The sequence below is a fragment of the Paenarthrobacter sp. NyZ202 genome (assembly GCF_049860755.1).
In the GTDB taxonomy this organism is placed as follows: domain Bacteria; phylum Actinomycetota; class Actinomycetes; order Actinomycetales; family Micrococcaceae; genus Arthrobacter.
The window spans coordinates 2,343,111-2,362,194 of sequence record NZ_CP187556.1; the positions used below are offsets into that span (position 1 = coordinate 2,343,111).

Annotated in this window: 17 protein-coding genes; 8 read left to right on the plus strand and 9 right to left on the minus strand. The window is 63.5% G+C overall.

All coding sequences use genetic code 11. The annotated features are described in order from the left end of the window. Positions 1–3: 3 nt before the first annotated feature. Genes ACPFL9_RS10840 through tkt form a run of 5 tightly spaced genes read right to left on the minus strand, consistent with a single transcriptional unit; the run spans position 4 to position 7,416 of the window. Entirely contained in the window at positions 4–945 is a 942-nt protein-coding gene (locus ACPFL9_RS10840; protein ID WP_426002599.1) for a glucose-6-phosphate dehydrogenase assembly protein OpcA, read from the minus strand. Next, positions 942–2,498, minus strand: coding sequence for a glucose-6-phosphate dehydrogenase (gene zwf, locus ACPFL9_RS10845; protein ID WP_426002600.1), 1,557 nt, complete (start codon positions 2,496–2,498; stop codon positions 942–944). Before zwf ends, ACPFL9_RS10840 begins: the two co-directional genes overlap by 4 nt. 15 nt (positions 2,499–2,513) lie before the next feature. Beyond that, positions 2,514–4,145, minus strand: coding sequence for a glucose-6-phosphate isomerase (locus ACPFL9_RS10850; protein WP_426002601.1), 1,632 nt, complete (start codon positions 4,143–4,145; stop codon positions 2,514–2,516). Positions 4,146–4,151: 6 nt separating this feature from the next. Next, positions 4,152–5,267, minus strand: coding sequence for a transaldolase (tal, locus tag ACPFL9_RS10855; RefSeq protein WP_426002602.1), 1,116 nt, complete (start codon positions 5,265–5,267; stop codon positions 4,152–4,154). A gap of 31 nt (positions 5,268–5,298) precedes the next feature. Next, a complete protein-coding gene (gene tkt / locus ACPFL9_RS10860) occupies positions 5,299–7,416 on the minus strand; it encodes a transketolase (RefSeq protein WP_426007532.1) in 2,118 nt (705 codons plus the stop codon). Positions 7,417–7,853: 437 nt separating this feature from the next. Here tkt and ACPFL9_RS10865 point away from each other — a divergent pair, with 437 nt between their 5' ends. After that, positions 7,854–8,816: a heme o synthase gene (locus ACPFL9_RS10865; RefSeq protein ID WP_426002603.1), complete on the plus strand. Its 963-nt coding sequence runs from the start codon at positions 7,854–7,856 to the stop codon at positions 8,814–8,816. A gap of 177 nt (positions 8,817–8,993) precedes the next feature. Here ACPFL9_RS10865 and ACPFL9_RS10870 read toward each other — a convergent pair whose 3' ends face one another. Genes ACPFL9_RS10870 through ACPFL9_RS10880 form a run of 3 tightly spaced genes read right to left on the minus strand, consistent with a single transcriptional unit; the run spans position 8,994 to position 11,690 of the window. Beyond that, on the minus strand, positions 8,994–9,938 hold the full coding sequence (locus ACPFL9_RS10870) for a COX15/CtaA family protein (protein WP_426002605.1): 945 nt from the start codon (positions 9,936–9,938) through the stop codon (positions 8,994–8,996). Between the two features lie 31 nt (positions 9,939–9,969). Continuing rightward, entirely contained in the window at positions 9,970–10,734 is a 765-nt protein-coding gene (locus ACPFL9_RS10875; RefSeq protein ID WP_426002606.1) for an ABC transporter permease, read from the minus strand. Beyond that, positions 10,731–11,690, minus strand: a complete 960-nt coding sequence (locus tag ACPFL9_RS10880; protein WP_426002608.1) for an ABC transporter ATP-binding protein — start codon at positions 11,688–11,690, stop codon at positions 10,731–10,733. Before ACPFL9_RS10880 ends, ACPFL9_RS10875 begins: the two co-directional genes overlap by 4 nt. A 109-nt stretch (positions 11,691–11,799) precedes the next feature. Between ACPFL9_RS10880 and ACPFL9_RS10885 the strand changes: the two genes are divergently transcribed. From ACPFL9_RS10885 to ACPFL9_RS10915, 7 genes are all read left to right on the plus strand, one after another. After that, positions 11,800–12,621 carry a helix-turn-helix transcriptional regulator gene (locus ACPFL9_RS10885; RefSeq protein WP_426002609.1) on the plus strand — a complete coding sequence of 274 codons (822 nt, stop codon included), beginning with the start codon at positions 11,800–11,802 and terminating at the stop codon, positions 12,619–12,621. Continuing rightward, positions 12,621–14,096 carry a Fe-S cluster assembly protein SufB gene (gene sufB, locus ACPFL9_RS10890; protein WP_426002611.1) on the plus strand — a complete coding sequence of 492 codons (1,476 nt, stop codon included), beginning with the start codon at positions 12,621–12,623 and terminating at the stop codon, positions 14,094–14,096. Before ACPFL9_RS10885 ends, sufB begins: the two co-directional genes overlap by 1 nt. A gap of 2 nt (positions 14,097–14,098) precedes the next feature. Then, positions 14,099–15,403, plus strand: a complete 1,305-nt coding sequence (gene sufD, locus ACPFL9_RS10895; RefSeq protein WP_426002613.1) for a Fe-S cluster assembly protein SufD — start codon at positions 14,099–14,101, stop codon at positions 15,401–15,403. Between the two features lie 21 nt (positions 15,404–15,424). Further along, the gene (locus tag ACPFL9_RS10900; RefSeq protein WP_426002614.1) at positions 15,425–15,781 is read left to right on the plus strand and encodes a non-heme iron oxygenase ferredoxin subunit; all 357 of its coding nucleotides are present in this window, start codon (positions 15,425–15,427) and stop codon (positions 15,779–15,781) included. A gap of 42 nt (positions 15,782–15,823) precedes the next feature. Then, positions 15,824–16,609 carry a Fe-S cluster assembly ATPase SufC gene (gene sufC, locus ACPFL9_RS10905; RefSeq protein WP_426002616.1) on the plus strand — a complete coding sequence of 262 codons (786 nt, stop codon included), beginning with the start codon at positions 15,824–15,826 and terminating at the stop codon, positions 16,607–16,609. A gap of 13 nt (positions 16,610–16,622) precedes the next feature. Then, positions 16,623–16,955, plus strand: coding sequence for a metal-sulfur cluster assembly factor (locus ACPFL9_RS10910; RefSeq protein WP_021470428.1), 333 nt, complete (start codon positions 16,623–16,625; stop codon positions 16,953–16,955). Positions 16,956–17,214: 259 nt separating this feature from the next. Further along, the gene (locus ACPFL9_RS10915) at positions 17,215–18,096 is read left to right on the plus strand and encodes a hypothetical protein (protein WP_426002617.1); all 882 of its coding nucleotides are present in this window, start codon (positions 17,215–17,217) and stop codon (positions 18,094–18,096) included. 62 nt (positions 18,097–18,158) lie between these two features. Here ACPFL9_RS10915 and ypfJ read toward each other — a convergent pair whose 3' ends face one another. Continuing rightward, positions 18,159–19,061: a KPN_02809 family neutral zinc metallopeptidase gene (gene ypfJ, locus ACPFL9_RS10920; RefSeq protein ID WP_426002619.1), complete on the minus strand. Its 903-nt coding sequence runs from the start codon at positions 19,059–19,061 to the stop codon at positions 18,159–18,161. Between the last annotated feature and the right edge of the window lie 23 nt (positions 19,062–19,084).

A 19,084-nucleotide genomic window follows, 5' to 3' on the forward strand; every position in this document is an offset into this window, starting at 1 on the left:
GGCTCAGCGTGCACTGGTCTGGACTCTCCTCTGGCTGGTAAGTGGCAGTCCCATCGTAATCACTTCTCCGAAGACTTCGTCAGGATCCAGGCGGCGGAGTTCTTCTGCCAGGCAGTCCCGAAGGCTGCGGCGGGGGAGGGTGATGCGCTGGGCCGGCTGTCCGGGCTGCGTCAGTTCAGCCACGGACAAGCCCGGGCGGAACAGTTGGACATCACCGCTGGCACGGGTCAGGCGTACACGCCGGATCCCGGTGCCGGCCGGGTCCGCCACGATCGTGACCGGGGCCTGCAAAGCCAACGTCAGCCAGGCGGCCAGCAGGAGGGTGCTGGGGGAGTCCGACGCCCCTTCGACCGCGATGGCAGAGACAGGATCGCTGTCCACCTGGTCGAGAACCGCCGCAAGCTGGATGCGCCAATTGGTCAACCGCGTCCAGGCAAGGTCGGTGTCACCGGCCTTGTACGTGCGGCGGATGTTCTCCAATGCCTGGGCGGGATCCGCCTCATTGGCCGAGTCCGTGATACGCCGGTGGGCAATCCCGCCGATGGATGTGTCGCAGGCGCTCTCCGGCGCTCCGTGGGGCCACCACGCCACAATCGGAGCGTCCGGCAGCAGCAACGCAGCCACCAGCGACTCGCTCTCGTGGGCCATCTGGCCGTAGCCGCGCAGCACGATGACCTCGGAGGCTCCGGCGTCGCCTCCCACGCGGATCTGCGCATCGAGGCGGTCGGGCGCTTCGGCCCCGGCGTCGGCAAGCACGATGATCCGGCAGGGGTGTTCCCGGCTCGCCTCGTTGGCGGCCTCGATGGCTTCCTCCTCCTGACCGGACTTGGTAACCACCACCAGCGTGAGCACTCGACCCAGCGCGATGACACCGCCCTGTTCACGCAGCGACATGATCTTCTTCGAGATCTTGGACGTGGTTGTGTCGGGAAGATCTACGATCATGGCCTTCTCCAGGTTCGTCCGTCACGGGCCAGGAGTTCGTCGGCGGATGCCGGCCCCCAGCTGCCCGGTGCGTAGGGTTGAGGTTGTTCGTCCAGACCAGCCCAGTATTCCTCGAACGGGTCGAGGATCTTCCAGGACAGCTCCACTTCCTGGTGCCGCGGGAACAGCGGCGGCTCGCCCAGGAGGACGTCCAGGATCAGCCGCTCATAGGCTTCGGGACTTGACTCCGTGAAGGAGTGGCCGTAACCGAAGTCCATGGTGACGTCGCGGACTTCCATCTGCGTGCCCGGGACCTTGGAACCGAAGCGGATGGTTGCGCCCTCATCCGGTTGTACGCGGATGACCACTGCGTTTTGCCCGAAGTCGTCTTCACCGTGGTCGCGGAAGAGCAGGTTGGGTGCACGCTTGAACACCACGGCAATCTCGGTCACCCGACGGCCCAGGCGCTTTCCGGCGCGAAGGTAGAACGGAACCCCATGCCAGCGGCGGGTATTGATGTCCACCCGGATGGCGGCGTAGGTTTCGGTCTTCGAGTCCGCAGGAATGCCGTCTTCGTCCAGGTAGCCCTGGACTTCCTCGCCCCCCTGCCAGCCACCGGTGAACTGTCCCCGGGCGGAGTGGGTTGAAAGGTCCTCAGGCAGCTTCACGGCAGCCAGGACCTTCTCCTTTTCCGCACGAAGGTCGTCGGCGTTGAAGGAGATGGGCTCCTCCATGGCCGTCAGCGCCAGCAATTGCAGCAGGTGGTTCTGGATGACATCGCGGGCTGCGCCCACGCCGTCGTAGTAGCCGGCGCGGCCGCCGGTACCGATGTCCTCGGCCATCGTGATCTGCACGTGGTCAACATAGTTGGCGTTCCACAGCGGCTCGAACAACTGGTTGGCAAAGCGCAGGGCCAGGATGTTCTGGACTGTTTCCTTGCCCAGGTAGTGGTCAATACGGAACACAGCGTCCGGCGGGAACACCGATTCCACAATGTCGTTCAGCTGCCGTGCCGACTCGAGGTCGTGGCCGAACGGCTTCTCGATGACCACGCGCCGCCACTGGCCCGGCTTGGCCTGGGCCAGGCCGTGCTTGGACAGCTGCCGGCAGACCTGTTCGAACGCCTTGGGCGGGATTGACAGGTAGAAGCCGTGGTTTCCCCGGGTGCCACGGTTCTCGTCGAGTTCTTCGAGGACGTCGCCCAAGCGCTCGAAGGCGTCGTCGTCGTCGAACTCGCCCTTGACGAAGCGGATGCCGGACGCCAACTGCTCCCACACGGCTTCATCGAACCTGGTGCGGGCGTGGGCCTTGACGTTTTCCTTGACCTCGGCCGCGAAGTCGGCGTCGTCCCAGTCGCGGCGGCCGAAGCCCACCAAGGCAAAGCTCGGCGGAAGGAGGCCCCGGTTGGCGAGGTCGTAGACCGCGGGCATGAGTTTCTTTCGGGCGAGGTCGCCGGTGACTCCGAAGAAGACCAACGACGACGGCCCTGCAATACGGTTCAGACGGCGGTCCCGCGGGTCCCGCAAGGGGTTCCGCAGCCCGGCGTTCTTCCTGCCGTTTTCAGTTTCTGGCATGTTTGGTTTTGTGCCTTAGCTTTCGAGTGCGCTGGCCTGCCCGGCCAACGCAGCGACGACTTCCTGGAGCTGGGCTACGCCTGCTGCACGGTCAGTGAGATGCAGGCGAAGCACGGGACGGCCGTGTCCTTCAAGGACCTGGGCGTCGCCCGAGGCCTGGGCCGCAATAAGCTCACCGAAGGTGAACGGGCGGTCCGGAATCTCCAGGTCCGTGGAGGCGGCTGCCGTGACCTGGAGGAACACTCCAATGGCGGGTCCACCCTTGTGGAACTGCCCCGTGGAGTGAAGGAAGCGCGGTCCCCAACCGAAGGTGACCGGGCGCCCGGACACAGCGGCCAGTTCGTCACGGATTCCTTCCAGGGGAGCGTGGGCGATCCGGTCAAGGTACGCCTGGACGCTCAGGTAGCCGTCAGCGCCCAGCTGATCCAGCAGAGCCTGGACGGCGTCGGTGACTGTCGCTGCGGAGCCGAGCCAGTCGCCGCCCCGGACTTCCACGGAGCCGTCCGTGAAAGCCGCAGGTGTGGGCTCGGGACGTGCGTCCAACAGACCGCGGGCAGCAACCTTGGCGGCCTCGACATCCGGCTGGTCGAAGGGATTGATGCCGAGCAACCGGCCGGCAACTGCGGTGGCAAATTCCCAGACGAACATCTGGGATGCGAGTCCGCCTGCGATGGCCACCTCGTTGTCGCGAAGATCGACGTCCGCGTCGGCGTCCACCAGGCGCACCACCAGGACGTCGTCCGCGCCCGCAACGGCTTCGGGGGAGTCCGGGCCGGCAACGACCGGCAGGACACCCGTGCCCGACTTGCCGGTGGATTCGGCGATCAACTGTTCGGCCCAGTCGGCGAAGCCGACAATCCCGGAGCCGTCCTCGGCGATGACGATCTTGTTGCGCAGGGGGGTGGTTCCCCCCAGGGCGATGCCGAGAGCGAGGCCGATGTTGTCGTTGGAGTCCTCGTTGAGGACCTCCGCAGCCTCTTCAGCCTCATCGAGGAAGGCCTGGATGTCGACGCCGGCCAGGCCGCACGGGACCAGGCCGAACGCGGTCAAGGCCGAGAACCGTCCGCCGACGTTGGGGTCAGCGTTGAAGACAGCACGGTAGCCGGCCTCACGGGACGCCTTGTCCAAGGGAGAGCCAGGATCCGTCACGATGATGATCCGGCTGGCCGCTTCGATTCCGGCCTCGTTGAAGGCCTTCTCGAAGACGCGGCGCTGCGAGTCGGTCTCCACAGTGGAACCTGACTTGGAGGAAACCACAATGGCTGTTTCCTCCAGGCGGTCGGCAAGGGCAGCACTGACCTGTTCGGGGTCGGTGCTGTCCAGCACAGTCAGCTCGACGCCGGCGGTACCGGCGATGACCTCGGGGGCCAGCGAGGATCCACCCATGCCGCACAGGACGATATGGGAGACGCCCTCTGCGCGCAAGGCGTCACGCAGTTCCAGAATCTCCGCAACCAGAGGCTGGGAGACGGCTGGAGCCTCTACCCAGCCCAGCCTGATGGCGGACTCGGATTCGGCGTCAGGACCCCACAGAGTATGGTCCTTGGCGAAAATCCTTGTTGCGATTTTGTCCTCGACCAGGGCGTCGATGTGCTGGGCGATAGCCTGCTGTGCAGCACCGCTGGCGTCGTAGCTGATTGTGCTCATTGTTGGTTAGGAAGCCTTCCGTGCAGTTGCGAGAGCGCCTTCGACGTCGGCCAGCAGTTCTTTCCAGCTGGCTACGAACTTCTCAAGCCCCTCGGACTCAAGGAGCGCCACGACGTCGTTGTAAGCGACGCCAAGGCCTTCAAGGGCGTTCAGGGTTGCATTGGCGTCCTCGTAGGTTCCGGAGACGGTGTCCCCGGTGACGACGCCGTGGTCGAAAGTAGCATCAAGCGTCTTCTCGGGCATGGTGTTGACGACACCCGGAGCTACGAGCTCCGTAACATACAGGGTGTCCGGGTATGCCGGGTCCTTGACGCCGGTGGATGCCCACAGCGGACGCTGGGGACGGGCGCCGGCTTCGGCCAGGACTGCCCAGCGTTCGGTGGAGAACAGCTCTTCGTAGACCTGGTAGGCGAGACGGGCGTTGGCAACGCCTGCCTTGCCCTTGAGAGCCTTGGCCTCGTCGGTTCCGATGGCATCGAGCCGCTTGTCGATCTCGGTGTCCACGCGGGAGACGAAGAATGACGCGACCGAGTGGATCCTGGAGAGGTCGTGGCCGTTCTCCTTCGCCTGCTCCAAACCGGACTGGAAGGCGTTGATGACTGCGCGGTAGCGCTCCAGGGAGAAGATCAGCGTGACGTTGACGCTGATGCCTTCGGCCAGGGTTGCCGTGATGGCCTCGAGGCCTTCCAGGGTTGCCGGGATCTTGATATGGACGTTGTCCTTGTTCACCTTGGCGTGCAGGTGCTTGGCTTCCGCGATGGTACCGGCGGTGTCCCAGGCGAGGCGGGGATCGACCTCGATGGAGACACGGCCGTCAACACCGTTGGTCGCTGCGGCGATCGGAGCGAAGAGGTCGCAGGCGTCGGCGACGTCGGTAGTGGTGATCTCGAAGATGGTCTCCTCGACGCTGGCGCCTGCTGCTGCCTGCTTGGCGATCGTGGCGTCGTAGTCCGTGCCCGAGGTGATGGCGGCGTGGAAGATCGACGGGTTCGTGGTCACGCCAACGACGTTCTTTTCATCGATGAGCTTCTGCAGGGTACCGGTTTCAAGGCGTCCGCGGGAGAGGTCGTCGAGCCAGATGGAAACGCCGGCTTCGGAAAGCTGCTGTGTTGGAGTAGTCATTGAATTTCTCCTGTCTTAGGGGGTCAGACGGTTATGCTGCGGCGTCTGCGAGGGAGTCCTTGGCGGCTGCGGCGACAGCCTCGGCGGTGATGCCGAACTCCTGGAAGAGCCGCTTGTAGTCAGCCGAGGCGCCGAAGTGTTCCAGCGAGATGGAGCGGCCGGCGTCACCGACGAATTCGCGCCAGCCCTGGGAGAGTCCGGCTTCGACGGAGACGCGGGCCTTGACGGAGGCCGGGAGGACGGATTCGCGGTAGGCCTCGTCCTGCTTGTTGAACCACTCGACACACGGCATGGAGACGACGCGGGTGGCGATGCCTTCGGCCTGGAGTGCTTCGCGGGCCTGCACGGCGAGCTGGACCTCGGAGCCGGTGCCGATCAGGATGACCTGGGCGTCCACCGTTTCACCGTCCTTGGAGGCCTCGGCCAGGACGTAGCCGCCCTTGGCCACACCTGCGGTGGATGCGAAGGTATCACCGGTGGCTTCGCCTTCACCGCGGGCGTAGGTGGGGATGTTCTGACGGGTCAGCACGATCCCTGCCGGGTTCTCGTGGTTCTCCAGCATGGCCTTCCAGGCAGCGGAGACTTCGTTCGCGTCACCGGGGCGGACCACGTCCAGGCCCGGGATGGCGCGCAGGGAGGCGAGCTGTTCCACCGGCTGGTGGGTGGGGCCGTCTTCGCCCAGGCCGATGGAGTCGTGCGTCCACACGTACAGGGACGGAACACCCATCAAAGCGCCAAGACGGATGGCCGGACGCTGGTAGTCCGAGAAGATCAGGAACGTGCCCGAGAACGCACGCGTGCGGCCGTGCAGCGAGATGCCGTTCACGATCGAGGCAGCGGCGTGCTCACGGATACCGAAGTGCAGCACACGGCCGTACGGGTTGCCCTTCCAGGCGTCCGTGGACCGCGATGCCGGGATGAACGAGGGCGAGCCCTCGATCGTGGTGTTGTTCGACTCGGCCAGGTCAGCGGACCCGCCCCAGAGTTCGGGCAGGACAGGTCCGATGGCGTTCAGGACCTTGCCCGAAGCGGCACGGGTGGAAACGTCCTTGCCGGCCTCGAACACCGGAAGGGCAGCGTCGATGCCCACCGGAAGCTTCTTGGCCTCAATGCGCTCCAACAAAGCGGCGCCGTCCGGGTTGGAAGCCTGCCATGCCTCGAACTTCGCCTGCCAGGCTGCGCGTTCCTCGGAACCACGCTCAACAACCTTGCGGGCGTGGGCCAGAACCTCTTCGTCAACGTCGAAGGACTTTTCCGGGTCGAAACCCAGGACGGACTTCAAGGAAGCCACTTCCTCGGCGCCCAGGGCCGAACCGTGGATCTTGCCGGTGTTCTGCTTCTTCGGAGCCGGGTAGCCGATGATGGTGCGCAGCGAAATGATGGAGGGCTTGGTCGTTTCGGCCTTGGCCGCCAGCAGCGCCGAGTACAGTTCCTGGACATCCTCGACGTATTCGCCGGTCTTGGTCCAGTCCACGCGCTGGGTGTGCCAGCCATAGGCCTCGTAGCGCTTCAGGACATCCTCGGTGAACGCGATGTCGGTGTCGTCTTCGATGGAGATGTGGTTCTCGTCGTAAATCACCACGAGGTTGCCCAGTTCCTGGTGCCCGGCCAGGGAGGAAGCCTCCGAGGTGACACCTTCCTGGAGATCGCCGTCGGAAGCGATGACCCAGATGGTGTGGTCAAACGGCGACTGGCCGGCGGGAGCATCGGCGTCGAACAGGCCGCGCTGGCGGCGCTGGGAGTACGCGAAACCGACCGACGACGCCAGACCCTGGCCCAGCGGTCCGGTAGTGATTTCAACACCGGCGGTGTGCTTGTACTCCGGGTGGCCCGGAGTCAGCGAACCCCAGGTACGCAGCGCCTCGAGGTCCTTCAATTCCAGGCCGTAACCGGAGAGGAACAACTGGATGTAAAGAGTCAAAGAAGTGTGGCCCGGAGACAGGATGAAACGGTCACGGCCAATCCAGTCAGGGTTCTTCGGATCGTGACGCATGAGCTTCTGGAACAGCAGGTACGCCGCGGGAGCCAAACTCATCGCGGTACCGGGGTGTCCGTTGCCCACCTTCTCCACAGCGTCCGCAGCCAACACCCGAACGGTGTCCACGGCCTTCTTGTCCAGATCGGTCCAGGACAGTTGTTGCTCTTCCAAATGTGGCACGAAAACCGAGCCCCTCTCTGTGCTGACGGCAAGTTTATGGAGACGGCACGCAGAAGCTCAGGATGGCGGCCCGCTGCAATGTGTCTCCCGGCCGTTCACCATTGAAACGTTGATCTCTCATCCAGACGCACGGAGATCCGAGAATACGGTTTCCCGGAAAGTCGACGTGTGCTGATCTGCTCACAGCTTAGCCCGAAACGTGTCGTGGGACTCAGGGAATCCCACTAACTGGACAGAAATTCGCTTATATGAATCACCAAGGCGCCGCGGAGGCGTGAAGATTCGGAAACATTGGCGATTTTTGCGGACATTGGCCCGTGCCCGGCCACGGTATGATATTTGGAGGCCACCAGCAGTTCGCGCGCCCGCGGTCCCACGTCGGAGTCCCGGATGGCAACTGCTGCGAGAACCCCAGAGCATAGAACAGAGTGACTGCCGCCGTGAGCACAACTGATACGCACCTCAACGCGTCCCCGGCCCGGGGAAGCATCGGATTCTCCCGTAAGTTCAAGGCGTATCTCGCACTCACCAAACCCCGCGTCATCGAACTGCTCCTGGTCAGCACGCTGCCCACCATGATTTTCGCGCAGCGCGGCTTCCCCTCCCTGGGACTCATCCTGGCCACGCTGGTGGGCGGCGCGTTCGCCGCCGGCAGCGCCGGTGTCTTCAACTGCTACATCGACCGTGACATCGACAAACTGATGCACCGGACGGAAAAGCGCCCCCTTGTTACAGGAGAGGTGACCCCCCGTGAGGCCCTGGTCTTCGCGTGGGTGCTTGGCGCTGCTTCGATTGCCATTCTTTGGTTCGGGGCCAACCCGCTCTCTGCATGGCTGGGCCTGGGTGCGATCGTGTTCTACGTGGTCATTTACACCATGATCCTTAAGCGCCGTACGGCCCAGAACATTGTCTGGGGAGGCGCTGCAGGCTGCTTTCCTGTCCTGATCGCCTGGGCCGCCGTTACCAATACCGTGGAGTGGCCGGCCATTGTCCTCTTCATGGTCATCTTCCTCTGGACACCACCGCATTACTGGCCCCTGTCCATGCGGTACGGCGAAGACTACCGCAACGCCAACGTGCCCATGCTGGGGGCGATCGCCGGCGCAAAGGTCGTTTCCGTCCAGGTCGTCCTCTACGCGTGGGCCATGGTCGCGTGTTCCCTCCTGATGATTCCGGTCGGCGGTGCCGGCTGGGTTTATACAGTGGCTGCCGTTGCCGCCGGCGCCTGGTTCCTCTACGAGAGCCACGCACTGTATAAGCGGGCACAGGGCGGTGACGTCTCCAACAAGGGAGCCATGAAGGTCTTCCACGGTTCCATCAGCTACCTGACGCTTCTCTTTATTGCCCTGGCCGTGGATCCGTTCGTCGGTTCGCCGCTGATTGGCGGCTAAGGAGCGCAGCCTCCAAGAGTTAAAGCCCGACGCCGGCACCCACCTGGGTGCCGGCGTCGGGCTTTTTCATCACCTGCCCAAGGCTCCCGCAGCGGTGAGTCCGAGGTTGGCCGATACGCGGCGTCCCGGCCCGGGGATCCTAAGGTGACGCGGATGAGCTGGGCGGCGTAGCCCTGCCTACGTGGCCGGGCTCGCCTTTGCCAGGTCTGCCGCATTGGTGGCCGCGCTCATGAGCAGTGCCGCACCCAGCATGTGCGCTCCCACCAGCAGCGCCGGAATTCCGTTGTAGTACTGAGTGAAGCCGATGATCGCCTGAAGCACCGTAACTGCCAGCATCAGGTAGGCGGCCGTGCGGAAGGGGCCGCCGATTTTGTGCCGGAAGACCAGGTAGACCGCAAAGAGCGAACCTGCGGTGATGAGGTAGGCGGGGATGGCGTGGATGTGCGAGAAGAGGTCCCAGTCAAGGTTGTTCCGGGGCGCGTCCGCGTCACCGGCGTGGGGACCCGCACCGGTCACCACCACCCCCAGCATCACGGCAATGGCGGAAAACACGGCAACGGCCATCATGATCGGGCGGGCTGCACCCGGAAGGGACGGCAGGGAGCGGTTCATGAAACGCCCCGTGCGCCCGAACGCGCGGTTGACCAAAAGCGTCGCAAAGACCACCAGGGCCATGGAGACCAGGAAGTGGAGCCCCACCACCCACGGGTTGAGGCCGGAGAGTACGGTGATCCCGCCGATCACTGCCTGTGCCGGGATGCTGGCCAGCAGACCCAGGGCAAGCAGGAACAGATCACGGCGTTCCTTGCGCAAGTTCCACAAGTACACCAGCATGAGGGCTGCCACCGCTGCCAAGGCAAAGGTCAGGAGCCGGTTGCCGAACTCGATGAAACCATGGATGCCCATCTCCGGAGTGTTGACCAGGGAGTCGTCGGTGCAGCGTGGCCAGGTGGGGCAACCCAGGCCGGATGCTGTGAGGCGAACGGCCCCACCGGTGACCACGAGGACTGTCTGCCCAATCAGGGAAAGAACGGCCAGTCGCCTGATGGCGCGGTTGACCTCCGTCGGCAACTTGGATGCCAGCCGCTGGACGGTTTTCGGAAGGCGGGACGCCGTGCTCACAATTTCTCAGTCCTCAGTTCGTCTTAATCGATCAGTTCCACTTGAACCAGCGGATGGCCGCAGCCCCTGCAAGCAGCGTCCAGAGCAGAAGTACCAGGACACCGGCCAACGGTACGGTGCCTGTCAGGAATACGTCGCGCAATGCCTGCCCAAGCGCGCCTGAGGGGAGGAAATGCGCAAGGCCTTGGACCGCACCCGGCAGTCTTTCGGCAGGCACCACGATTCCGCCCAGGGCCCCCAGCAAAATCCACAGGAGATTGGTGATGGCAAGGGTGGCCTCGGGCCGGACCGTGCCGGCCACCAGGAGGCCGAGCGCGGTGAAAGCTGCGGCTCCGAGGATCAGGAGTGCCAAACCCGGGAGCCAGGCTTCCGGCTTGGGCTGCCACCCGAGCATGGCTGCGACCACTGCCACCACCACTACCTGAAGCAACAGGACGGCAAGCACTGCCAGGATCTTTCCGGCAATAAGGCCGCCCCGTCCCAGGGGCGTGGTGGAAAGGAACCGGAGAACGCCGTAGCGGCGGTCGAATCCGGTGGCAATGCCCTGGCCCGTGAATGCCGTTGACATCGCGCAAAGGGCAAGGATGCCGGGCGTCGCCACGTCCACCCTTGAACCTCCCAGACCATCCAACAGGGGGGTAACAGTCAGGCCGACGAGCGCAAGAACGGGAAGGACCACCGCCAGGATCAACTGTTCGCCGTTCCTCAGCATGGTGATGGTCTCGTAGCGTCCCTGCTGCATGATCCGCTTCGCCAGGGAAGCCGGACCGGCGTTCGCCGTCAAGAGTTTGCTCATCGGAGGTCCCTTCCGGAGATATCCAGGAAGACATCCTCAAGGCTCCTGGCCTCAAGGCGCAAAGATGCCGGCAGGATGTCCCTTTCGGCCCACCATGCCGTCAGGGCAGCGAGATCCTTGGGAGTGATGGGTCCGGACACGGAATAGCTGCCCGCCCGGGTTTCACTGACCTGCACGCCGGGCGTGAGCACAGCGGAAAAATCGAGTCCCGGCGGGGCATCAAACACCAGGGTCCTGTCCGTAATGTCCGTTGAATGGTCGTGGCGCAGGAGTTCGGCCACTGTGCCCTCGGCTACGTTATGGCCGCCGTCGATGATGTAAACGTAGTCGGCCAGGCGCTCGGCGTCATCCATGAGATGGGTGGTGAGCACGATTCCCATGCCGGCATCGCGGAGTTCGGCGATCAGGTCGAAAACCATCTGGCGGGATTGAGGATCCAGGCCTGCACTGGGTTCGTCGAGGAACAGGATCTCGGGATTGCCGACCAGTGCCGCTGCCAGGGCGAGCCGCTGTTTCTGCCCACCGGACAGGCGGCGCACCGAGGTCCTGCTGAACTGGTTGATGCCCAGCCGGTCCATGAGGACGTCGACATCCATGGGGTTGCGGTACATGCCGGCTACGTGCCGAAGGAGTGGAACAGGACGGGCCGACGGCGGGAGTCCGCCGTCCTGGAGCATCACGCCGACGCGGGACCTCAGTTCCGCACCCGCCGAATCGGGATCCTCGCCGAGGAGGGAGATGGATCCGCCGGTTCGCTTCTGCAGCCCTTGTGCGCACTCCAACGTGGTGGTCTTGCCGGCACCGTTGGCACCGAGCAGCGCGGTGATCTGTCCACGTTCCGCAATCAGGGAAAGGCCGCTGACAACCCTGAGCATTTTACCGTCGAGGGAGGCCAGGGGACCTACGTCCTTTATGAGGCCTTCAATGGTGAGGACCGGGGAATCGGGGGATCGCACCACAGTATTCTACGGGAAGTAGTACGGTCACACTGTGCGGGCAGGTGAGGTCAGTCTTGCCTTACTGGAGGCATGAAACAAATTACGACATGATTGTGTTGTGTATTCCATGAGTAGTCCACTTCCCATGCCTTCCAAGCGGCATGCTGCAGCGGCAGAGGCCCTGGTGGCCTCGCCTGCCCTGCCGGACGCCGAGGACCGCACGCGGGACCGCGTCCTTGGAGCCGTCCTCGAAAACGGTCCCGTCAGCGCGGCTGAACTCGGTGACCTCCTGGGTTTCACCCCGGCCGCCGTACGCCGCCACTTGGACCACCTCGAGAGAACCGGAGTCATCGAGGTCAAACGCGTGGCAAAAGCCGGCGGAGGTGCGGGGCGGCCCGCGCGCCGGTACGTCCTGAGTTCACAGGGCCAGTCCAAGCTGGGGGATGACTACTTCAACATAGCCCGGTCCGCACTGCGCCGCCTCCAGGATATTGCCGGAGAAGAGTCGGTCCGCCAGTACGCGGAAGAGCGGTTCACCGAACTGGAACGGCGCTATGCCCCGGAGGTGGAGGCGGCCGGAGAGGACATCACCGCGCGCGCCATGGCACTGTCCAAGGCCCTCAACCGCGACGGCTACGTCTCCTCTGCCCAATCCATTGAGGCCAAGGCCCCTCTCCCGGCTGAGTTCTCCAGCGTCCAGCTCTGCCAGGGGCACTGTCCCATCCAGCAGCTGGCAGCAGAGTTCCCGGTGTTCTGTGAAACCGAAACCAAAGTCTTTTCCCGACTGGTGGGTGTCGATGTCCGGCGCCTTTCCACCCTGGCGCAAGGCGGTCACGTCTGCACCACCCACATACCTACCGGGCGGCTGGCCGCAACGGTGCCCCCAGGCGCCGCAGCACCGGCCGGCAACCCGTACCAGGAATCAAACAACCAGCAAGAAAGGCCGTGATGACGGGTCAATTAGCTGAAGGAACAGCAGAGAAGGCAGTCGCTGACGGCACTGTGATCTCGGAGATACTGGAGAAGAATCCCGAGCTCCACGGTATCGGCAACTACGAGTACGGCTGGGCCGACAAAAACGACGTTGGAGCGAACGCCCGTCGTGGCCTGGACGAAGAAGTTGTCCGCGACATCTCCCAGAAGAAGAACGAGCCCGAATGGATGCTCGACCTCCGCCTCAAGGGCCTGAAGTACTTCGACCGCAAGCCCATGCCTACCTGGGGTGCAGACCTCTCGGGCATCGACTTCGACAACATCAAGTACTTCGTCCGCTCCACCGAGAAGCAGGCCGCCACGTGGGAGGACCTGCCCGAGGACATCCGCAACACCTATGAAAAGCTGGGCATTCCGGAAGCCGAGCGCAACCGCCTGGTTGCCGGTGTGGCCGCCCAGTACGAGTCCGAGGTCGTCTACCACCAGATCCGCGAGGACCTCGAAGCCCAGGGCGTTGTCTTCCTCGACACCGATACCGCGCTGCGTGAGCACCCGGAGATCTTCCAGGAATACTTCGGCACGGTCATCCCGGTGGGTGACAACAAGTTCGCGTCGCTGAACACGGCAGTGTGGTCCGGTGGTTCCTTCGTCTACGTGCCCAAGGGCGTCCACGTCGAGATTCCCCTCCAGGCCTACTTCCGCATCAACACGGAAAACATGGGCCAGTTCGAGCGCACGCTGATCATCGCCGATGAAGACTCGTATGTTCACTACATCGAAGGCTGCACGGCTCCGATCTACACCTCGGACTCCCTCCACTCGGCCGTCGTCGAGATCGTGGTCAAGAAGGGCGCCCGCGTCCGCTACACCACCATCCAGAACTGGTCCAACAACGTCTACAACCTGGTGACCAAGCGCGCGATCTGCGAAGAAGGCGCCACCATGGAATGGATCGATGGCAACATCGGCTCCAAGGTGACCATGAAGTACCCGGCCGTCTACCTCGTGGGCGAGCACGCCAAGGGCGAAACGCTCTCCATCGCTTTTGCCGGCGAAGGCCAGCACCAGGACACCGGTTCCAAGATGGTGCACATTGCTCCCAACACCAAGAGCTCCATCATCTCCAAGTCCGTGGCCCGTGGCGGCGGCCGCGCGGCCTACCGCGGTTTGGTCCAGGTCCGTGAAGGGGCCAAGCATTCGGCCAACACGGTCCGTTGTGATGCCCTGCTGGTGGACACGATTTCCCGCTCGGATACCTACCCGTACATTGACATCCGCGAGGACGACGTCGTACTGGGACACGAGGCGACTGTTTCCCGCGTCAGCGAAGAGCAGCTCTTCTATCTGATGTCCCGCGGCATGCCGGAGGACGAGGCCATGGCCATGATCGTGCGCGGCTTCATCGAGCCGATTGCCCGCGAGCTTCCCATGGAATACGCCCTTGAGCTGAACCGCTTGATTGAACTTCAGATGGAAGGATCCGTCGGTTAACAATGACTGATATCACTACTGAGAAGGCACGCATCGGCGCGCCTTCGGCACAGCCCTTTATCGACGGCTTCACGGAAGAAGGCGAGAACCTCTCGCCCATCAACGCAACAGGCACGACGGCGGAGCAGCCGTCCGCGGGCCCGCTCGCGGGCGCTTCGGCCAAGGGCCATTCGCACGGTGGCGGCGTAGGCGTTCCGGACAGTTCGCGGGCCGGCCGCCTCACCTCGTACGAGCTCGAGGACTTCAAAGCCCTCACCGGCCTGGAAGAAGACTGGCGCTTTACGCCGCTGCGCCGCCTCCGCGGCCTGCACACCGATATCCTCGACGGCGCCGCTCCGGCTGTTTCCGTTGCCGCGCCGGAAGGCGTAGCTGTGGAGACCGTGGGCCGTGACGATGTCAGGATCGGTTCAGCCGGCATTCCGGAAGACCGTGTCTCGGCCAACGCCTGGGCCAACTTCAAGGAAGCCACCGTCATCACTGTGCCCGCGGAAACGTCCGTGGAGCCGGAGATCACGGTCACGCTCGCAGGTACCGGCGCTGAAGCTTCGGCCCAGCATGTGGTTGTCGTGGCACAGAAGTTCTCCAAGGCCGTCCTGGTTCTTTCCCACGAGGGTTCCGCCGTGGTTTCCGAGAACGTGGAGATCGTACTTGAGGACGGTGCGGAACTGACTCTCGTCTCCCTGCAGGAATGGAACGACGACTCCGTCCACGCCTCCTCCCAGCAGGCCAGGATCGGACGCGACGCCAAGTTCAAGCACATCACCGTGAGCCTGGGCGGGGACCTCGTACGGGTAACCCCCACTGCCCGGTTTGCGGCTCCCGGCGGTGAAGCCGAGCTCTTCGGCCTGTACTTCGCCGACGCCGGCCAGCACCTTGAGCACCGTACTTTCGTTGACCACGCACAGCCCAACTGCGTATCCAACGTCCTCTACAAGGGTGCCCTGCAGGGTAAGGGCGCGCACACTGTGTGGGTTGGCGATGTCCTGATCCAGAAGCAGGCCGAAGGAACCGACAGCTACGAGAAGAACCAGAACCTGGTGCTGACCGACGGCTGCCGCGCTGACTCCGTCCCCAACCTGGAAATCGAGACAGGCCTCATCGAGGGTGCAGGCCACGCAAGTGCCACCGGACGCTTTGATGACGAGCACCTGTTCTACCTCATGGCCCGCGGCATCCCCGAAGACGTAGCCCGCAGGCTCGTCGTCCGGGGCTTCCTCAACGAGATCATCCAGAAGATCAAGGTTCCCGCCATTGAGGAGCGCCTGACCGAAGCCGTCGAGCGCGAACTCGAAGCAACGGACAACTAGCCACAGGCGGTCAGGACAACCATGAGTGAACAACCCAAGGGTGAGCTGGTGTGCAGCGCCAACGACATCAAAGTGAAGCAGGCGCTGCGCATCCTCATCGATGACTACCCGGTAGCCATCGTGAGGGACTCAATGGGCGAAATCCATGCGATCGGGGACACCTGTTCCCATGCAGATATCTCCCTGTCCGAGGGCGAAGTTGAAGGTTGCGCCATTGAGTGCTGGGGCCACGGTTCCCAGTTCGATCTGCGCAGCGGCCAGCCGCTCCAGTTGCCTGCCTATGACCCCGTCCCCGTTTTCGCTGTCGCCGTGGATGGCGACGACGTCTACGTGGACGTGACCAACGTTGTGAACGGCGCCCCGGTTAACAACTACTGAGCGCCGAGTCCTCCAGACTTACGAACGGAAAGAAAGAACAGCATGTCTACTCTTGAGATCAAGGACCTGCACGTCAGCATCGAGACGGAGCAGGGCACCAAGGAGATCCTGAAGGGCGTCAGCCTGACGATCAAGACCGGTGAAACCCACGCGATCATGGGCCCGAACGGCTCCGGCAAATCCACTCTTGCCTCCACCATCGCCGGACACCCCCGCTACACGGTGACCAGCGGCAGCATCACCCTTGACGGCGAAGACGTCCTGGAGATGAGTGTCGACGAGCGCGCCCGTGCAGGCGTCTTCCTGGCCATGCAGTACCCGGTAGAGGTTCCGGGCGTGACCATGACCAACTTCCTGCGTACTGCCAAGACCGCCATCGATGGCGAGGCTCCGGCCCTCCGTACCTGGACGAAGGACGTCAAGGCAGCCATGCAGCAGCTGCGCATCGACGCCGACTTTGCACAGCGCAACGTCAACGAGGGCTTCTCCGGTGGTGAGAAGAAGCGCGTGGAGATCCTGCAGCTGGAACTCTTCAAGCCGAAGTTTGCCGTCCTGGACGAGACCGACTCCGGCCTGGACGTCGACGCCCTCAAGGTTGTTTCCGAAGGCGTCAACCGGGCGCACGCCCAGGGCAACATGGGCACACTGCTTATCACGCACTACACCCGGATCCTCCGCTACATCAAGCCGGACTTCGTTCACGTGTTCGTCGACGGCAAGGTCGTGGAAGAAGGCGGCCCTGAGCTCGCCGACCGTCTTGAAGAAGAGGGCTACGACCGCTACGCCGCCGGTGCCGGCGTCGCCGTTGCTCCTGCCGCCCAGGCCTAGTTAGGATCGTTCCATGACCGAAATCAACGCGGCGCGTACCAGCCTTGAGGACGTCGAGGAAGCGCTCAAGGACGTCATCGACCCCGAACTCGGTGTCAACGTGGTGGACCTTGGCCTGCTGTACGGCCTGAAGTACTCGGACGAGGACGGTGCCCTGCTGATCGACATGACGCTGACCACTGCGGCTTGTCCGCTGACGGACGTCCTGGAAGAACAGGTCGGGAAATCCTTGGACGGCATCGTGGACGACTGGCGCCTCAACTGGGTCTGGATGCCGCCATGGGGTCCGGAGCGGATCACTGACGATGGCAAAGACCAGATGAGGGCCCTCGGCTTCAACATCTGAGCAGGAATCACGCTCCGCTTCAGCGGATTGAAAGGGTCCCGGGCAATACGCCCGGGACCCTTTCCTTTACCCGTTCGCAGGCTCTTTTCACGGATTCCATGAGGGAGTAGTATGCCGCCATCTGAGGCGCGGTCCTGACTCCTCCGGCCCCCTGATCCGGGGAGTGGCGGTGCCTGCTGGCTGGGGAGTGGCCGCCTACTGCGCAACAGTGCAGGTATATCACCACACGCAGATCAGAGGCACCCCCATGAGAAGAAGAATGGCCGTTATTCCCAGTGCAATAGCCATCGTTGCAGTGGGACTCCTGGCACCGCCGGCATCCTCGGCACCGCCCGCCGGCAGCCAACTATCCGGAGCGATCTTCACCACCGACGGATCCGGAGTACCTGTGAACCTCAACATCTATGAGGCCAAGGAAGACGTGTACCTCAACGGCGGCCCGGGCATCAACGCCCCCGATAACGCGGCGGGCCTTCCAGCCGGTGACTACTACTTCCAGGTCACGGACCCATCAGGAAAGACGCTGTTGTCCTCTGACGCCATCGAGTGCCGGCGTTTTACGGTGAATGCTTCCGGAGTCATTGAAGACGTCGTAGCGGCAGGAGGCTGTGAACACGCCACCGGTGCAGACGGTGAGGACGGCGGGGCGACGGTCCAGTTGTTTCCCTACGCCGATACACCCAACAACGGCGGCGTCTACAAGGTGTGGGTGACACCGGTGGAACGCTATGACTGTTCGGCACCAGGCAACAAGCACTGCTTCGTTCCGCGCTACAGCAAAGTCGACAACTTCAAGGTCCGGAATCCGTTGATTGTTGAAATCGACGTCCGGTTCTTCAAGAACGGCGTGGCCTTGGACGGCTATGCGGCCGAATGGACCGACACCAACGGTGCGCACAACATCAAGTTCTCCGAATGGAACCCTGATGTTCTTGCCTACCACGAGGCACACTTCGAGGCGACCGAACAGGGAACCCACTCCATCAAGGTTTCCGGTCAGCCTGGCTGTGGCCTCGGAGCCGTGGTGGGCCCGGACGGCGCGCTGGCGAAGATCAAGGGCAGCAGCGCCACGGTGTCCGTGACCGTTGCGGACCACAATGAAGGCGACTACACGTACCGCGTGGACGTCACCTGCAAGTAACCACCCACCAGCGGCCCGGCGGGTTCAACCGTCGGGCCGCTGGCGTGCAACGGACCAAAAGCCTAGGGGACAGCCACCCCGAACGTGTCGCATTTGTTGATGTCACCTGTGGAATAGCCCTGGTAGAACCACTTTTGCCGCTGTTCACTGGAGCCGTGTGTCCAGGACTCGGGGGAGACCCTTCCGGTGGCTGCTTCCTGGATTCGGTCGTCGCCTACCGCGGAGGCTGCCGACAACGCGTCCTGCAAATCCTGCTCCGTCAGGGGATCAAGGAACGGCTTCCCGGTGGCAGGATCGGGCTGGGTTGTCGCATGGCGGACCCACAGGCCGGCATAGCAATCAGCCTGGAGTTCCACACGGACCGCACCGGACTGCGGCCCTTGTGGATCCTGCTGTGCCTGGCCGAGTGTTCCCAGGATGTTCTGCACATGGTGGCCAAATTCGTGGGCCACCACATATTCCTGGGCGAGGGGCCCGCCTGAGGACCCGAAGCGGCTCACCAGTTCGTCGAAGAAACCGGGGTCGAAATATGCGGTGGTGTCTGCCGGGCAATAGAACGGGCCGACGGCACTGGTGGCAGAGCCGCATCCGGTATTGGTCGCCTGGCTGAAGATGACGGTCTCCGGGCGGGGGTACTGCACGTTGTAGTCGGCAAGGTAGTCGGGCCAGAAGGCGTTGAGGCTGTTCACCGTGCCGAGGATGCGGCAGTCGAGCCGCTTGTCGGCGTCAGCGCCTGTCTTGCATTCCTGCACGCCACCAGTGCCTGCTCCACCCTCGACGGCGGGTGGTTGCCCGCCGCCGGTCAGGTCGCCGAGGATGTTCGGATTGACGCCCAGCAGTACCAGCAGCAGTGCCACGATGCCACCACCGATTCCGCCGCCGATCTTGGTTCCGCGGCCCAGGCCGCCGCCACGCCTGTCCTGTACCTGGGATGGGTCGAGCTGTGCGCCGTCGTTGAAACTCATACAGTCAGAATAGACGTCACTTT

Excerpts from the sequence above, each read along its gene's own strand:
- ACPFL9_RS10840 (WP_426002599.1), bottom strand. The coding sequence starts at position 945 with ATGATCGTAGATCTTCCCGACACAACCACGTCCAAGATCTCGAAGAAG.
- zwf (WP_426002600.1), bottom strand. The coding sequence starts at position 2,498 with ATGCCAGAAACTGAAAACGGCAGGAAGAACGCCGGGCTGCGGAACCCC.
- ACPFL9_RS10850 (WP_426002601.1), bottom strand. The coding sequence starts at position 4,145 with ATGAGCACAATCAGCTACGACGCCAGCGGTGCTGCACAGCAGGCTATC.
- tal (WP_426002602.1), bottom strand. The coding sequence starts at position 5,267 with ATGACTACTCCAACACAGCAGCTTTCCGAAGCCGGCGTTTCCATCTGG.
- ACPFL9_RS10875 (WP_426002606.1), bottom strand. The coding sequence starts at position 10,734 with ATGAGCAAACTCTTGACGGCGAACGCCGGTCCGGCTTCCCTGGCGAAG.
- ACPFL9_RS10885 (WP_426002609.1), top strand. The coding sequence starts at position 11,800 with ATGAGTAGTCCACTTCCCATGCCTTCCAAGCGGCATGCTGCAGCGGCA.
- sufB (WP_426002611.1), top strand. The coding sequence starts at position 12,621 with ATGACGGGTCAATTAGCTGAAGGAACAGCAGAGAAGGCAGTCGCTGAC.
- sufD (WP_426002613.1), top strand. The coding sequence starts at position 14,099 with ATGACTGATATCACTACTGAGAAGGCACGCATCGGCGCGCCTTCGGCA.
- ACPFL9_RS10900 (WP_426002614.1), top strand. The coding sequence starts at position 15,425 with ATGAGTGAACAACCCAAGGGTGAGCTGGTGTGCAGCGCCAACGACATC.
- sufC (WP_426002616.1), top strand. The coding sequence starts at position 15,824 with ATGTCTACTCTTGAGATCAAGGACCTGCACGTCAGCATCGAGACGGAG.
- ACPFL9_RS10910 (WP_021470428.1), top strand. The coding sequence starts at position 16,623 with ATGACCGAAATCAACGCGGCGCGTACCAGCCTTGAGGACGTCGAGGAA.
- ACPFL9_RS10915 (WP_426002617.1), top strand. The coding sequence starts at position 17,215 with ATGGCCGTTATTCCCAGTGCAATAGCCATCGTTGCAGTGGGACTCCTG.
- ypfJ (WP_426002619.1), bottom strand. The coding sequence starts at position 19,061 with ATGAGTTTCAACGACGGCGCACAGCTCGACCCATCCCAGGTACAGGAC.